We start from the raw sequence: 16,090 nt of genomic DNA on the forward strand, positions 1-16,090 counted from the left end.
TTTGATAAAAAAGGAACTAAATTGGCTGATTTTTATAACCCAAAAGATGTTGAGGAAGAATTTTACAAAATATGCGAAGAGCGTGGATATTTTGAAATTGATGGAAATAAAGAGATTCAACAAAAGGATAAAACTTTTTGTATTATGATGCCACCTCCTAATGTTACAGGTGTTTTACATATAGGGCATGCTTTGACATTTACTTTACAAGATATTATGACAAGATATAAAAGAATGGATGGCTATAAGACTTTATGGCAACCAGGACTCGATCATGCTGGTATAGCAACTCAAAATGTTGTAGAAAAACAACTTTTAGCACAAGGTATAAAAAAAGAAGAACTTGGTCGTGATGAATTTGTAAAAAAAGTTTGGGAATGGAAAGAAAAAAGTGGCGGAACCATAGTATATCAAATGCGTCGTCTTGGTATAACTCCAGCTTGGAGTAGAGAGCGTTTTACTATGGATGAAGGACTTAAAAAAGCTGTAAAAAAAGCCTTTGTAAATTTATACGAAAAAGGACTTATAGTTAGAGATAACTATATGGTAAATTGGTGTACTCATGATGGTGCTTTAAGTGATGTTGAGGTTGAACATAAAGAAAATAAAGGAAAATTGTATCATATAAGATACTATCTAAAAGATAGTGATAAATACATAGTTGTTGCCACAACTCGTCCAGAAACATACTTTGGGGACACAGCTGTTATGGTAAATCCAAACGATGATAGATATAAACACCTTATAGGTAAAAGTGTTGTGCTTCCTATAATAAATCGTGAGATAAAAATCATAGCAGATGAGCATGTTGATGTTGATTTTGGAACCGGTTTGGTTAAGGTTACACCAGCTCACGATGTAAATGACTATGAAGTTGGCAAAAGACATAATTTAGATTTTATTACGGTTTTTGATGAAAACGGTATCTTAAATGAGTATTGTGATAAATTCGCTGGACTTGAAAGACTTGAAGCTAGAGATGTTATTGTTTCAGAACTTGATAAGCTTGGATATGTTGAAAAGATAGAGGATTATGAAAATCAAGTAGGCTATTGTTATCGTTGTAAAAATATTGTAGAACCATATATATCAAAGCAGTGGTTTGTAAAAAAAGAGATAGCTGATGAGGCTATTAAAAAAGTTAATGATGGTGGTGTTGATTTTTATCCATCTCATTGGATAAATAGCTTTAATGCATGGATGAGAGAGTTGAAAGATTGGTGTATATCTCGTCAGTTATGGTGGGGTCATCAGATACCGGTTTTTTATTGTGATGATTGTTCTCATGAATGGGCTAGTGAAGAAGACAAACCTGAAAAATGTCCAAAATGCGGAAGCAAAAATTTCCATCAAGATCCAGATGTTTTAGATACTTGGTTTTCAAGTGGACTTTGGCCTATATCTACTCTTGGTTGGGGTAATGATGATGAGCTAAAAAATATAAAATGGTTTGAGAATGATATCAAGGAATTTTATCCAAATACTATGCTTATTACTGGATTTGATATATTGTTTTTCTGGGTTGCTAGAATGATGTTTCAAAGTGAAAATGCAGTTAGTGAACTTCCATTTAAAGATGTCTATTTACATGCTTTAGTTAAAGATAAAGATGGCAAAAAGATGAGTAAAAGTAGTGGTAATGTTATAGACCCTATTGATAAAATAGATGAGTATAGTGCTGATATACTTCGTTTTACTCTTACACTTTTGGCTGTTCAAGGCAGAGATATAAGGATGAGTGAAGAAAAAATGATTTTGGTTAGAAACTTCACAAATAAATTATATAATGCAAGTAAATATCTTTTATTAAATGAGTCTAAATTTGAAAATTTAAGTGATATAAAAATAAAAACACAGCTTGGTAGGTTTATGCTAAGTAGGTTTAATGATTGTGTCAAAGATGTTAGAGAAAATTTAGAGTCTTATAGGTTTAATGATGCTGCAAATGCTCTTTATAAGTTTTTGTGGGATGAGTTTTGTGACTGGGGTATAGAGCTTAGTAAGGCCGATAAGAGTAGTATTGGTGAATTGGGGGCTATATTTAAAGAGGCTTTAAAAACTCTTAGTCCATTTATGCCTTTTATTAGCGAATACTTATTTCACGAATTAAGTGCTACAAACTTAAAAGAATCAAAATCTATTATGGTTAAACCATATCCAAATAATATTAAGCGCGATTTTGAAATAGAGAGAAAATTTGGACTCATTATAGAAGCGATAATAAGCATTCGCCGTGCAAAAGCTAGTGTTGAACTTGGAAATTCAAAGGTGGCAAAAGCATATATAAAACTTAATAAAAATAGCGATGATATAAGTGATTATATAAATTATATTAAGTTATTGGCAAAATCAGAAGAAGTTTTATTTTGCAGTGATAACCAAGAAAAATCAGTAAGAGATGTTAGTGAAAATTTGGAGTGTTTTGTTCCTCTTGTTGGTATTGATATGAGTGCTATGATAAATAGATTAAATCAACAAAAAAATAAGCTTGAAAAAGAGATAGTAAAACTATCAAATATGTTAAATAATGAGAAATTTATAGCAAGTGCACCTGAGAATGTTGTAAAAACAAACAAAGATGCATTACAAAGTGCAACAGATAAATTTAACAAAATAGAAGAAGAATTAAAAAATTTACAAGGTTAATGAATTGATAAAAATCAATAATTTAAAAAAATATTATGGTAAGACTTTAATTATAGATGATGTCTCTTTTGATGTCAAAAAAGGTGAAATTTTTGCGATAGTAGGTCATAGTGGGGCTGGTAAATCAACTCTCTTGCGTTGTATTAATGGTCTTGAAGATTATGCTGATGGAAGTTTGAAAGTTTTTGATAAAGAGATTAAACAATTAAACCAAGAAGAGCTTAGACATTTTAGAAAAGATGTCGGTATGATATTTCAGCATTTTGCTTTGATGAGCCGTAAAAATGTTTTTGAAAATGTTGCAACCCCACTTAGATTTTGGGGATATAAGGATGATTATATAAACTCAAAAGTAAATGAGCTTTTAAGTCTTGTTGGGCTTGAAAACAAAAAGAATGCTTTTCCAAATTCTTTAAGCGGTGGTCAAAAACAGCGTGTTGCTATAGCTAGAGCTTTGGCGTTAAATCCAAAGGTTTTGCTTAGCGATGAAGCTACATCGGCACTTGACCCAAATACAACAAAATCTATTTTAGAGCTTTTGAAAAAGATAAATTTAGAGCTAGGTATAAGTATTGTTTTGGTTACTCATGAAATGGAAGTTGTGAAAAGCATAGCGAGTAGGGCGATACTGCTTGAACATGGAAAAATTATCGGCTCAGGTCTTATAGAGGAGCTTTTCTTAAAACCTGATGCTAAAATGAAAGAGTTTTTAGGTGAAGAGGAGATACTTCCAGAAAGTGGTGTAAATATAAGGTTGTTTTTCCCAAAAGAGGTTGCTCAAAGTAGTTTGATTACAAATATGGCAAGAACTCTTGATATTGATTTTAATATAGTTTGGGGAAAGCTTGAAAAACTAAACGAAAATGTTCTTGGTAGTTTGGTTATAAATATAAAAGAAAGCGATAAAGACCAAGTTATTGATTATATATCAAAAAGTGGTGTTTTATGGGAGGTAGCTTAATGTTTGGTATAGATTTTTCAAAATTTCCTGATATATTTGTCAAAATTTTACTCCCAGCTATAAATGAAACACTTTATATGAGCCTTGTTTCAACTATACTTGCATTTGCAATAGGCTTAATTCCAGCTGTATTGCTTATAATATCAAGTAAAGATGGACTAAAACCAAATCCTAAATTGTATTTTATTCTAGATGCTTTGATAAATACACTAAGAAGTTTTCCTTTTATTATTTTAATAATAGTCTTAATACCTATCACTAGAATGATAGTTGGCACTAGTATAGGAACTACTGCAACTATAGTCCCGCTTACAATAGGTGCAGCACCATTTGTTGCTAGACTGATTGAAAGTGCCTTTAAAGAGGTTGATAACGGCATTATAGAGGCGGCAAAGAGTTTTGGTGCTTCAAAATTTCAAATAATTTTTAGAATAATGCTAGTTGAATCACTACCTAGTATAATCTCAGCTTTGACACTAACGCTTATAGTAAATATAGGTTTTTCTGCTATGGCTGGTGCTGTTGGCGGCGGCGGTCTTGGTGCTGTTGCTATAAACTATGGTTATCAAAGATTTAGACCAGATATTATGCTTTATACTGTTGTTATTCTTGTGATAATGGTTCATATCTTTCAAATCATAGGAGATTTTTTATACAAAATTACAAAAAAGTAGTAATATATTACTACTTTTATCTTTTTTTAAATATTTTTTTCTTAAAATTGAAAGATTATTTTATTAAAATAAAGGTTAAGACATGAAAACAGATATGTGCGAAATGTATAGCTTTAAGATTGAGTTGTCGTTAGACTAAAAGACTAGGTGCGAATTTCTTTTTAAGTGCTTAGTCGTTTTGCTAAACACTTAAAAAGAAATTCTGTTATATTATATACATATGACTCTTTATCCTTTTTATGTGTTTGGTTTATATAAATATATAAAAAAGGATAAAAAATGAAAAAAATACTTATATCTTCTTTGGTTGCTTTAGGCTTATCTTTGTTTGCTAATGCTGATGAAAAAATAATAATCGGAGCTACTTCTGTTCCTCATGCTGAAATTTTAGAAGCTGTAAAACCTGTTTTAAAAAAATCTGGTTATGATTTAGAAATAAAAGAATTCTTTGATTATAGTTTGCCAAATTTAGCTCTTGAAGATGAGGATTTGGATGCTAATTATTTTCAGCACATACCTTATCTAACAGAGTTTAATAAAAATAAAGGCACTCATCTTGTTACAACTGTAGCTGTTCATATAGAGCCACTTGGAATTTATTCTAAAAAAGTAAAAAGTCTTGATGAGCTAAAAGATGGAGATAGTGTTGCTATACCAAATGATCCAACAAATGAAGATCGCGCTCTTAATATCTTAGCAAAGGCGGGGCTTATAAAGCTAAATGATGAACCTTTAAAAACTTTAATAGATATAATAGAAAATCCCAAAAATTTAAATTTTGTTGAGATAGAAGCTGCTCAAATTCCTCGTTCTTTAGATGATATTACTTTAACAGCTATAAATACAAACTATGCGCTAAGTGCAAATTTAAATCCACTAAAAGATTCTATTTTGCTTGAAGATAAAGATAGCCCTTATGTAAACTATATAGTTGTAAAAGAGGGTCACGAAAATGATAAAAAGATAAAGGCTCTTAACGATGCTGTAACATCAGAAGATGTTAAGAAATTTATCATAGAAAAATATCAAGGTGCTGTTTTACCAGCTTTTTAATTTTTATTAGGTGTGATGAGTTTCATCCACCTAAATATATCCTAGGGCAATTATGATTATTTATCCATTTATTACTTTGATTATAGTTCATTTTATGGCTTTACTTATGCCTGGTCCTGATTTTTTTATTGTTACAAGAACTGCTTTAGCTCATGGTTATAAACAAAGCTTATTTGTCTCTTTAGGTGTTGGGACAGGTGCTATTTTATGGAGTATTTTAAGTTTAGTTGGTCTAAAAACGATTTTTGATATCTACCCATTTTTTCAGATATTAATTATGATTTGTGGTGCTTTTTATCTTTTTTATATATCTTTTTCTATTTTAAAATCAATGATAGTTAAAATTGATTTTACATCACAAAATTTATCAAATCATTATAGTCTATTTTATTTTTACAAAAAAGGATTTTTTACAAATATAACAAACCCAAAAGTTATTTTGTATTTTTCTAGTATTTTTTCTTCTTTTATGGATAATTTTAAATCCAGCACAAGTTTAATTATAGTCTTTTTGATTATAAGTTTTGAAACTACTTTATTTTTTATAGTACTTGCTAGATTATTTTCAAAACATAGTTTTAGGGATATGTTTTTTAAAAAGCATAAGATTATAGATACATTTTGTGCTTTGATTTTTATGATATTTGCTGTTTCTATTATTTATGAAGTTTTAGTTAGGATTTAATTTTGTTTATTGATATTGTAAATTTTATAGTAAATCAAGTAAGGGATTGGGGTTATTTTGGTATATTTTTTCTTATGTTTTTGGAAAGTTCATTTTTTCCGTTTCCTAGTGAAATTGTTATGATACCAGCTGGATATTTAGCTGGTAAAAATGAGATTAATTTTTGCGCTTCTTTTTTGGTAGGAACTACTGGTTCGTTGCTCGGGGCATTATTTAACTATTATTTATGTTATTTTTTTGGAAGAAGATTGATTTATAAGTATGCTGGCTATATTGGTTTGAACCAAAATAAATTAGATAAATTTCAAGATTTTTTTAATAAACACGGAGAAATTTCTACTTTTAATTCAAGATTGCTTCCTGGCATTAGACAATACATTAGTTTGCCTGCTGGTTTTGCTAAAATGAATATATTTAAATTTTCACTATATACAACGCTGGGTGCTGGAATTTGGGTATTTATTCTTTTGATGTTGGGATATTTTTTTGGCTCAAATCCATCAAAAGAGTATATGTATATAGTTAGTTTTGTTCTTTTTAGCGTTGTTTTGATTATAAGTTTGGTTTATATTGCAAAGATAAGAAAAAAATAATTAATTTTTTTCTTTTTCCTGTTCTTTTTCCTGTTCTTTTTCCTTCGCTCTTCTTATGGCTCCCTCTTTTTGTATATTTTTTTGTTGTGCTAAAAATACATGCTCTTCTAAAACAACTGCTTGAAATGTTCCTTCAAATACCTTAATTTCTCTTACTTTTCCAGTTACTCTTACATCTCTTTTTCTTGATTCATCAAAATATGCCTGAGCCTCAAACTCAACTATATCGCCAAGTCTTACTGGGCCAAAGAAATTTATTCTAGCACTTATGCTTACACAATATTCTTCATTTATTGAAGTTAGTGCTGCATAATTTGCTGCTGAAAAAACAAAACCGCTATGTATCAATCCTTCATTATCGCTAACCATCTCTTCTATTGTAAAAAGCTTTGTTTTTGCATAGCTTTTTTTTAATTCTGTAACAACTCCTGAGAGATTTAGTTTTATTGCGCTTGATGTTTTTAGTTCATTTCTAAATGGGTTTTCTTCTTCAGGGAGTATAATTCCATCTGAGTTATTTTCAAATATATTTTCATCAGACATTGTATTACCTTTTAAATTTTAATTTTAATATATACTCTTTTTGGGGCTGGGTAACCCTCTATAGTTTTTGAGTTGTCATTTGGATCTAAGAAATTTTCTAAACTTTCTCCATTTATCCACTCTGTTTTTCTTTGTTCGTTGGTGTCTGTTTCTTTTGTTGCTAAAATTTCAAAATCTTTAAATTTAGCTCTTTCGCACCAATTTTGTAAAGCTTGCAAGCTTGGAACAAAGTAAATATTCGGTATTTTTGAGTATGTTGTTTTAGGTGATAACACAAAATCGCCTTGCATGTCTATATACATAGTATCCAAAAATACCTCTCCATTTTTATTGAGTGATTGTTTGAGTTCTTTTAGCATTTTTATTGGATCGCTTCTGTGGTATATAACTCCAAGACAAAATATAGTATCAAATTTATGCTCAAAATATGGCAAATGCTCAACACCCAAAAGTTCATAGCTTATAATATCGCTTTTTATTAGTTTATTTAGAAATTTAAACTGCATTGCTGTATGTATACTTGGATCAAAACCAACTATTTTTTTAGGTTTAAAATCAAGCATTCTAAACATATAATAGCCATTATTACAACCTACATCAGCAACTAATTTATCTTTTAGATTAAGATGCGGTTTTAATATATTAAATTTAATAAAACTTTGCCATTCTGTGTCTATAAATATATTATTTATTTCAAAAGGACCTTTTCTCCAAGGTTTTAACCCTTTTGCTATTTTTTCAATTATATTTTTATCTTTTGAGTCATCAAATTTTATTTTTACTTTATCATCAAACTCACATAAGCATTGAAAATCCAAACTATCTATTTTTTCCAAAATATCTGAGTTTCTTTCAGAGAATAGCTCTTTTTGCTTTAAATTTCTTATCTTTTCTAAATCCATTTTCACCAATCTATTATATTATGCGGACACTCTTTTTTATATGTTCCTGTTGCATCATAATACTCTTTGCAATCATTATAATAATTGGTAGAAACTCCTCTTGCATTAAAGAACACACAACCATTAAAAAACAAAATCATAAATATAAATAATATCGCGCTTTTCATGGTGTTAATTTTATCATAAAAAGCTAAAATTTATATTTTTTAATATACAATGAGTGCTATTTTAGAGCTAAGTTTTAGCTAATGTATTATTTAAGGCAAATGTCAATGAAAAGACGTGATTTTTTTAAATTCGGCGGTATATTAGGTGCTACTTGTGCTATTTCAAGTGTTGCTACAGCAAAAAGCGATATAAAATCAAAACAAAATAGAACTTTTAATATAAATTTAAAGCATTCTATTAAAGAGAAGTCTATAGATCAAAGGCTTTGGGTTCCACTTATTACAAATACAGATTATCAACAACTTACTGGTTTGTATGACATAAAGACAAATTCTAAAGAATATTATATGTCTGATTTTGAAATTCCAACACTATATGCTAAATTTGATGATAAAGATAAAAACTTTAATCTAGATATTAGTTTTAGTGTTCAAACACAGGATAGAAATACTGATTTTTCTAAGGTTAATTTTAATGAAAATGAAAAGTTATCTCCTGAGATTGAAAAATTTTTAAAACCAACCACACAAATTCCAGTAGATGGTGTTGTGCTTGAAAAAGCAAAACAGATAGTTGGTAACATAAAAGGCGATTTAGAAAAAGCAAAAGCTATATATACATGGGTCGCAAATACAATGCAAAGAGATAATAGTGTCATAGGTTGCGGTCGTGGAGATATAAAAGCTATACTTGAAACAGGAAAATTAGTTGGTAAATGCACCGATATAAACTCTGTTTTTGTTGGATTGTGTAGAGCTGTTGGGATTCCTGCTCGTGAGTTTTTTGGTATAAGAGTAGGGCAATCTAAAACATCAAATCAAATGGGTAAGGCTGATAAAAATGGATTTGCCGATATTACTGGAGCACAGCATTGTCGTGCAGAGTTTTATTTAAAAGGTTATGGTTGGATTCCTGTTGATCCTGCCGATGTTACAAAGGTTAGATTAGGTGAAAAGCTAGACAATAACGATGCAAGAATTGGTCAAATAAGAGATTATTTATTTGGAAATTGGGAAATGTGCTGGATAGGTTTTAACTATGGTCGCGATTTTATCTTAAAACCACAACCAGAACAGTATCCTATAAATAACTTTGGCTATCCATATGCTGAGCTTGAAGGTAATGTTGTTGATTATTATTCGTCAAAAGATTTTTCATATCAATACACATCTCAAGAGATTTTGATTTGAAAAGATTTTATCTGCTATTTTTTTCAATAGGGACTGGTATTTTAGCGACCTTGTGTTGCTTACCAGCCTTGTTGATTTTAGTATTTGGTGTATCTTTTTCTTTTTTCTCAAATTTGGATTTTTTAACAGAATATAGAGTATTTTTCACAATAATATCTTTGTTGTTATTTATTTTATGGAGTTTTTTATATTTGAATGGTAAAAAAAGCTTTTGCTCGGTTACTACTTATAGTAAAAAAAATATTTTAAATTATTTAATTGTTTTATTATTATTTTTATTATTGCTTTTTTATCCAGAAATTTTAGGATTTTTATATGAGTAAAATTTTATTATTATTTTTATTGAGTGTAAATATCTTTGCAAAAGATATTGTTATATTGGTTGAGGCTATGCATTGTCCTCTTTGCACTGTTTTAGTTAGAAAAGAGCTTTTAAAGGTCGATGGTGTTAAAAAAGTGAAAGCTAAATTAGTATCTAAAAAAGCTTATGTTGTAGCTAATGATAGTGTTGATGAAAATAAACTTTTAAAAGCTATAGAAAAAATAAAATATCCAGGTATTATTGTAAAGGAGTAAAAATGGAAGTTATGGATTATTTTAAACAAATTTGTTCTATTCCTCATTGTAGTTTTGAAACTCAAAAGATGTCCGAGTTTTTGGTTGATTTTTGTAACAAAAATGGTTGCAAAACAGTTATGGATGAGTTTGGAACCATACACGCCATTAAAGGTAAACCTAAGCTTTGTTTGCAGGCTCATTATGATATGGTGTGTATAGGAGAGGCCCCAAATTTAGAACTTGTTGTGGATAATGGCTATATGATGGCCAAAAATTCATCACTAGGTGCTGATAATGGTATTGGTGTAGCCATAATGATGAACGCTATTTCAAATTTTGAAAATATTGAATGCCTTTTTACAAATGATGAAGAGGTTGGAATGATAGGAGCAACTAATTTTAAAGGCGAAATTGTTTCAAAATATCTTTTAAATTTAGATAGTGAAGATGATAATGAGGTTATTGTAGGTTGTGCTGGTGGTCTTGATTTGTTTGCAAGTATTGATTCAAAAATGCAAATAACAAGTATTAAAAATACCTATGAAGTTACTGTTAGTAGACTTTGTGGTGGTCACTCTGGTATTGAAATTCATAAAAATATATCAAATGCCATAAAAGTTTTAACTAGATTTTTAAAAGAAAATGATTGCAAGCTGGTAAGTATTGATGGTGGAGAAAGAAGTAACTCTATACCTACAAAAGCAAAAGCTGTAGTTGTATCTGAAAAAGAACTAGTAAGCAATAATGAGTTTATAAGTGTGAAAAAGATTGATAGCTCAAAGGAAGTTATGGCTAATGGTGATATAGTGTTAGCCTTTATTAACTCATTTTCTCAAGGCGTAAGAAGCTATGATGCAAATATAAATATAGTTTTAAATAGTATAAATTTATCTCTTGTAAATATAAAAGATGGCAAGGTTGTTTTGACATTTTTTGCAAGATCTATGGATGAAAAAGGTTTGAGAGAATTAGAATTTGAAACCACGGAGTTGGCTAAAGTTCTTGGATTTGATGTTGTTGTGAAAGATAGATCTGTTGCTTGGAAGCCAGAGATTACTGATTTTGCGAACGATATTTTAAAACAACTTCAAGTTTTTCGTCCTGAAGCAAAGATTACTGCAATTCATGCTGGACTTGAATGTGGAATCTTAAAAGATGGTCAAAAAAATCTAACAGTTTGTTCAATAGGTCCAAATATACACTCCCCACATTCTACTAATGAAAAAGTAGAATTAGCTTCTGTTGAGATAATAACTAAAGTTGTTAATAATATAGTAAGAAAATATCAATAATATTTATAAGGTAGCATTAGCTACCTTATTTTATATCTTTACGATTTTTATATCGTTGTCTTGTGCTTGTATCTCTATCGTGTCATCATTTGAAATTTCATCATTTAGTATCATATCAGCTAACTTATCTTCCACAAGTTCATACAAAGCTCTTCTTAAAGGTCTTGCTCCATAATTTATATCAAAACCGGCACTTGCTATTAGTTTTTTTGCTTCTAAGCTGATACTAGCCTTTATTCCACGATTGTTTAAAATCTCTTTTATCTCTTCAAACATTATATCAACAATTTGAACAAGGCCATCTTCACTTAAAGGATTAAAAATAATTATCTCATCAAGACGGTTTATAAACTCTGGTTTAAAATAATTTTTAAGCTCATTTTTTACAGAGTTATTTCGCTCTTCGCCTTCAAGTTCCATTATAAAATTTGAAGCTATGTTTGATGTTAGTATTATGATTGTATTTTTAAAATCAACTGTAACACCTTTGTTATCAGTAGCTCTTCCATCATCTAATATACCAAGCAAGATATTAAAGACATCTTTATGCGCTTTTTCTATCTCATCAAACAACAACACGCTATAAGGTTTTCTCCTTACGGCCTCAGTTAGTTGCCCACCTTCTTCATATCCTACATATCCAGGAGGTGCACCAAGAAGTCTTGAAACACTATGTTTTTCCATATACTCGCTCATATCAAATCTTATCAAAGATCTTTCATCATCAAACAAAAACTTAGCTAAAGCTTTTGCTGATTGTGTTTTTCCAACACCCGTAGGACCTAAAAATAAAAATGAGCCTATAGGTTTTTTGTCGCTACTAAGCCCAGCTTTGTTTCTTTTGATGGCTCTTGCAAGTGCATTTAAGGCGTCATCTTGACCAACAACATTTTGTTTTAGATACTCTTGTATCTTCATATATTTTGCTTTTTCGCTTGTTAGCATTTTTGATACAGAAATTCCAGTCCATTTGCTCAAAATTCCGGCAACAAGTTCTTCATCAACTTGATTTTTTAGCAAAACACCTGATTTTTTCATATTTTCCCATTTTTCTTCAAGCTCTTTTTGACTTTTGCTTACTTCTAAAATTTTTCCATATTCTATCTCAGCCGCTTTATTAAAATCGCCATTTCTTCTTGCGTTTTCTGCTTCGTTTTTGAGCATATCTATCTGTTTTTTTGCATTTGAAATTCCATCAAAAACTGATTTTTCATTTTCAAATTTAAGCTCAAGACCGCTTTTTTGCTCTTTTAGGTCTTCCATATCTTTTTGTATTTGCTCTAAACGATCTTTGTTTTTTTCTTCATCTTCCATTTTTAGAGCTTCTTTTTCAACCTCAAGAGCTATTATCTCTCTTTTTATTTTTGCAAGTTCATAAGGCTCGCTCTCTATTTGCATTTTTAACTCAGCTGCAGCCTCATCTATCAAATCAATCGCTTTATCTGGTAAAAATCTACCAGATATGTATCTGTGGCTAAGTTTTGCAGCAGCAACCAAAGCTGTATCTGTTATATTTACATTATGATGAACTTCAAGCTTTTCTTTTATTCCTCTTAAAATTTGCAAAGCCTCATTTACTGTTGGCTCTTTTATATCTACTGGTTGAAACCTTCTTTGTAAAGCCGCATCTTTTTCAAAATATTTTCTATATTCTTTTAATGTTGTAGCTCCTATTGTGTGAAGTTCTCCTCTTGCAAGTGCTGGTTTTAATATATTTGCAGCATCCATACTTCCTTCACTAGCTCCAGCTCCTACTATAGTGTGAATTTCATCTATAAATAAAATGATATTTGCAGCACTTTTTACCTCATTTATAACGGCTTTTAGTCTATCTTCAAACTCACCTCTATATTTTGCACCAGCTATCAATGCACTCATATCAAGTGCGATAACTCGTTTATTTTGTAAGCTTGTTGGAACATCTTTTGAAATTATTTTTTGAGCCAATCCTTCAACTATTGCTGTTTTGCCAACTCCAGGCTCTCCTAACAATATAGGATTATTTTTGCTTTTTCTTATTAAAATTTGCATCATTCTGGTTATCTCTTCATCTCTACCTATAACTGGGTCAAGTTCCCCATTTGATGCTTTTTGTGTTAAATCTATTCCAAATTTTTCTAAATTGTTTAAGTTTTCATCACTTGTTTGATTTGTTATCTTTTTACTACCTCTTATGAGTTCTAAATTTTTCTTTATTTCAGTTAAGTCTGTAAATTTTGATATTATGCTTTTTATTGGTTCAAGGTTTAAATTTGCTATTATCCAAGTGTCAACAGCTATAAAATTATCACCTAAACTTATCATTAAAGCTTTTGCATTTTCAAGTGAGTTTATGCTATCTTTTGAAAAAGATATATTTTCTTTACTGACATTTGATGATGTTGGAAGATTTTGAATCTGTGATTTTATCTCTAACAAAATAGCTTCTTTATTTATATTTGCTTTGTTAAAAACCTGATTTATTATCGATGTATCATCAACAACTAAACTCCAAAAAATATGCAAAGGCATTACTTGCTGGTTTTTTGAGTGTATTGCTAAACTAGCACCATTTTCTAAAGCATTTGACATCGAAGATGTAAGTTGTTCTCCTATGTTTGCCATATTATCTCCTTTTAATCTTACTAATAAGAGCATTATATAACTTTAGTCTTTTAATGTCAAGTTTATTGAATAATTTTTTTTAATATATAAAAAAATAACTATTTTTTTATTAAATTTATGCTATTTTTAGCGAAAAAAGACTAAAATATGAAATTATTTAACATTAGGAGATTTTTTTTGAAAAAAGGTAAATTTTTTTTAATTTCTGCGGCGTTAGCCTCTGTTTTTTTTATGGCAAATTTAAATGCAAAATCACAAGAGAATGATACAAAAGATAGGGTTCAAGCTCTATCAAAATTAAACAAAGCTTTAAATACGGTTGAAAAATACTATGTTGATGATATAAAATTTAATGAACTTATTGATAAAACTATTGCAGGGCTTATGCAAAATCTTGATGCTCACTCTAGTTTTTTAAATGAAAAAGCATTTAAAGATATGCAAGTTCAGACAAATGGAGAATTTGGTGGACTTGGTATAACGGTTAGTATGAAAGATGGTGCTTTGACTGTTGTGTCTCCTATAGAGGATACTCCTGCTGATAAAGCTGGCATAAAAGCTGGAGATATTATTTTAAGAATTGATGGAAATGCTACTATAGGCACAACTATAGATGAAGCTATAAATAAAATGAGAGGTGAACCAAAAACTCCTATCAATATCACGATTGTTAGGAAAGGTGAACCAAAACCATTTGATGTTAAGATTGTAAGAGATATCATAAAGGTTGAATCTGTATACACTAAAATCATAAAAGATTCAAATATTTTATACTTAAGAGTTACAAATTTTGATAAAAATGTGGTTAGTAAAGCCAAAGATGCAATTAAAAAACATAAAAATGTAGAAGGTATTATACTTGATCTTAGAAACAACCCTGGTGGACTTTTAAATCAAGCTGTTGGTCTTGTTGATTTGTTTGTTGATAAAGGTGTTATAGTTTCTCAAAAAGGTAGAGATGAAAAAGAAAACTCACAATATAATGCAAGCAAAAGTGCTACTATAACAAATCTTCCTTTGGCTGTTTTAGTTAATGGTGGTAGTGCAAGTGCAAGTGAGATAGTTAGTGGATCTTTGCAAGATAGCAAAAGAGCTGTTGTTGTCGGAGAAAATACATTTGGAAAAGGTAGCGTTCAAGTTGTTTTACCTATAGATAAAAAAGAGGCTATTAAATTAACTATAGCCAGATATTATTTGCCTAGTGGCAAAACAGTTCAAGCTGTCGGTGTTATACCAGATGTTGTTGTTCATCCTGGAAAAGTTCCACAAAATGACAACAGTGCGTTTATGATCAAAGAAAATGAACTAAAAGCTCATCTTCAAGGAGAACTTGAAAAAATATCAGATGACAAATCAAATAAAAAAGAAAAAGATGACAATAAAGGCAAAAAAGAAAAAGAAAATGATAAAGATATAGTAACTCAGAAAAAAGTTAATGATGATATTCAGTTAAAGACCGCGATAGATGTTATTAAGGTTTTAAAAACAAATATAAAGGGCTAACAATGCAAAAACTAGAACTTGTGTATGAGGGTAAGGGTAAAAAGTTATATAGCACTAATGATGAAAATCTTTTAGTAGCAGAGTTTAAAGATGATTTAACAGCATTTAATGCTCAAAAAAAAGGTAGCGAACAAGGAAAGGGTGCCTTAAATAATAAAATAAGCACGCAAATTTTTAAGCTACTTCAAGATAGTGGTATAAAAACGCATCTTGTTAAGACTATTAGTGATACAGAACAAGTTATAAAAAAATGTAAAATTATACCTCTTGAGGTTGTTGTAAGAAATATAGCAACCGGTTCTCTTACAAAAAGACTTGGTATTGAAGATGGTAAGGTTTTACCTTTTACTTTAGTTGAGTTTTATTATAAAAATGATGATTTGAATGACCCTATAGTAAATGATGAACATTGTCTTGTTATGGAGCTTGTTGGAAACAAAGATGACTTAGAGGTATTACGTAAAACCGGTAGAGAGATTAATGATATTTTATTTAAGTTCTTTAAAGAAAGAAATCTAAAACTTGTTGATTTTAAAGTTGAGTTTGGAATAGACAAAGATGGAAATATAATATTAGCTGATGAAATTAGTCCTGATAGTTGCCGTTTTTGGGATGCTACAACAAATGAAAAATTAGACAAAGATAGATTTAGACAAGGTATAGGTGAGGTAAAAGTTGCTTATGAAGAAGTATTAAGAAGAATTTTATCATAAGGTAT

The 16,090-nt window shown here is 29.8% G+C and carries 16 protein-coding genes; 11 read left to right on the plus strand and 5 right to left on the minus strand.

The window, feature by feature from the left end; all coding sequences use genetic code 11:
• Positions 1-21: 21 nt before the first annotated feature.
• From CPIN18021_RS04045 to CPIN18021_RS04070, 6 genes are all read left to right on the plus strand, one after another.
• The gene (locus tag CPIN18021_RS04045) at positions 22-2,646 is read left to right on the plus strand and encodes a valine--tRNA ligase (RefSeq protein ID WP_078424466.1); all 2,625 of its coding nucleotides are present in this window, start codon (positions 22-24) and stop codon (positions 2,644-2,646) included.
• Between the two features lie 4 nt (positions 2,647-2,650).
• Positions 2,651-3,607 carry a methionine ABC transporter ATP-binding protein gene (locus CPIN18021_RS04050; protein WP_078423259.1) on the plus strand — a complete coding sequence of 319 codons (957 nt, stop codon included), beginning with the start codon at positions 2,651-2,653 and terminating at the stop codon, positions 3,605-3,607.
• Positions 3,607-4,281, plus strand: coding sequence for a methionine ABC transporter permease (locus CPIN18021_RS04055; RefSeq protein ID WP_069632206.1), 675 nt, complete (start codon positions 3,607-3,609; stop codon positions 4,279-4,281). The genes CPIN18021_RS04050 and CPIN18021_RS04055 overlap by 1 nt, the downstream gene beginning before the upstream one ends.
• A gap of 279 nt (positions 4,282-4,560) precedes the next feature.
• Positions 4,561-5,334 carry a MetQ/NlpA family ABC transporter substrate-binding protein gene (locus CPIN18021_RS04060; RefSeq protein WP_078424467.1) on the plus strand — a complete coding sequence of 258 codons (774 nt, stop codon included), beginning with the start codon at positions 4,561-4,563 and terminating at the stop codon, positions 5,332-5,334.
• A gap of 52 nt (positions 5,335-5,386) precedes the next feature.
• The gene (locus CPIN18021_RS04065; RefSeq protein ID WP_078424468.1) at positions 5,387-6,019 is read left to right on the plus strand and encodes a LysE family transporter; all 633 of its coding nucleotides are present in this window, start codon (positions 5,387-5,389) and stop codon (positions 6,017-6,019) included.
• A gap of 2 nt (positions 6,020-6,021) precedes the next feature.
• A complete protein-coding gene (locus CPIN18021_RS04070) occupies positions 6,022-6,612 on the plus strand; it encodes a DedA family protein (RefSeq protein ID WP_089503409.1) in 591 nt (196 codons plus the stop codon).
• On the opposite strand, the gene CPIN18021_RS04075 is transcribed toward CPIN18021_RS04070, so the two are convergent.
• Genes CPIN18021_RS04075 through CPIN18021_RS09000 form a run of 3 tightly spaced genes read right to left on the minus strand, consistent with a single transcriptional unit; the run spans position 6,613 to position 8,224 of the window.
• A complete protein-coding gene (locus tag CPIN18021_RS04075; protein WP_078424469.1) occupies positions 6,613-7,155 on the minus strand; it encodes a PaaI family thioesterase in 543 nt (180 codons plus the stop codon).
• A gap of 11 nt (positions 7,156-7,166) precedes the next feature.
• The gene (gene cmoB, locus CPIN18021_RS04080) at positions 7,167-8,057 is read right to left on the minus strand and encodes a tRNA 5-methoxyuridine(34)/uridine 5-oxyacetic acid(34) synthase CmoB (protein WP_078423263.1); all 891 of its coding nucleotides are present in this window, start codon (positions 8,055-8,057) and stop codon (positions 7,167-7,169) included.
• Positions 8,058-8,059: 2 nt separating this feature from the next.
• The gene (locus CPIN18021_RS09000; protein WP_180375106.1) at positions 8,060-8,224 is read right to left on the minus strand and encodes a hypothetical protein; all 165 of its coding nucleotides are present in this window, start codon (positions 8,222-8,224) and stop codon (positions 8,060-8,062) included.
• A gap of 105 nt (positions 8,225-8,329) precedes the next feature.
• Between CPIN18021_RS09000 and CPIN18021_RS04085 the strand changes: the two genes are divergently transcribed.
• On the plus strand, positions 8,330-9,415 hold the full coding sequence (locus tag CPIN18021_RS04085) for a transglutaminase-like domain-containing protein (RefSeq protein WP_078424470.1): 1,086 nt from the start codon (positions 8,330-8,332) through the stop codon (positions 9,413-9,415).
• A gap of 7 nt (positions 9,416-9,422) precedes the next feature.
• On the opposite strand, the gene CPIN18021_RS08890 is transcribed toward CPIN18021_RS04085, so the two are convergent.
• Entirely contained in the window at positions 9,423-9,563 is a 141-nt protein-coding gene (locus CPIN18021_RS08890) for a hypothetical protein (RefSeq protein WP_157888044.1), read from the minus strand.
• Between the two features lie 167 nt (positions 9,564-9,730).
• Here CPIN18021_RS08890 and CPIN18021_RS04090 point away from each other — a divergent pair, with 167 nt between their 5' ends.
• The gene (locus CPIN18021_RS04090; protein WP_078423265.1) at positions 9,731-9,991 is read left to right on the plus strand and encodes a heavy-metal-associated domain-containing protein; all 261 of its coding nucleotides are present in this window, start codon (positions 9,731-9,733) and stop codon (positions 9,989-9,991) included.
• A 2-nt stretch (positions 9,992-9,993) separates the two neighbouring features.
• Complete coding sequence (locus tag CPIN18021_RS04095) at positions 9,994-11,265, plus strand: M20/M25/M40 family metallo-hydrolase (protein ID WP_078423266.1); 1,272 nt, start codon at positions 9,994-9,996, stop codon at positions 11,263-11,265.
• A gap of 30 nt (positions 11,266-11,295) precedes the next feature.
• Here CPIN18021_RS04095 and CPIN18021_RS04100 read toward each other — a convergent pair whose 3' ends face one another.
• A complete protein-coding gene (locus tag CPIN18021_RS04100) occupies positions 11,296-13,869 on the minus strand; it encodes an ATP-dependent Clp protease ATP-binding subunit (protein ID WP_078424471.1) in 2,574 nt (857 codons plus the stop codon).
• Between the two features lie 231 nt (positions 13,870-14,100).
• On the opposite strand from CPIN18021_RS04100, the gene CPIN18021_RS04105 reads away from it, so the two are divergent.
• Both CPIN18021_RS04105 and purC read left to right on the plus strand, forming a co-directional pair.
• Entirely contained in the window at positions 14,101-15,372 is a 1,272-nt protein-coding gene (locus CPIN18021_RS04105) for a S41 family peptidase (RefSeq protein ID WP_226995953.1), read from the plus strand.
• A 2-nt stretch (positions 15,373-15,374) separates the two neighbouring features.
• Positions 15,375-16,085 carry a phosphoribosylaminoimidazolesuccinocarboxamide synthase gene (purC, locus tag CPIN18021_RS04110; RefSeq protein ID WP_078424472.1) on the plus strand — a complete coding sequence of 237 codons (711 nt, stop codon included), beginning with the start codon at positions 15,375-15,377 and terminating at the stop codon, positions 16,083-16,085.
• The last annotated feature ends 5 nt before the right edge of the window (positions 16,086-16,090 follow it).

It is taken from the genome of Campylobacter pinnipediorum subsp. caledonicus (assembly GCF_002022005.1).
Classification (GTDB): domain Bacteria; phylum Campylobacterota; class Campylobacteria; order Campylobacterales; family Campylobacteraceae; genus Campylobacter_A; species Campylobacter_A caledonicus.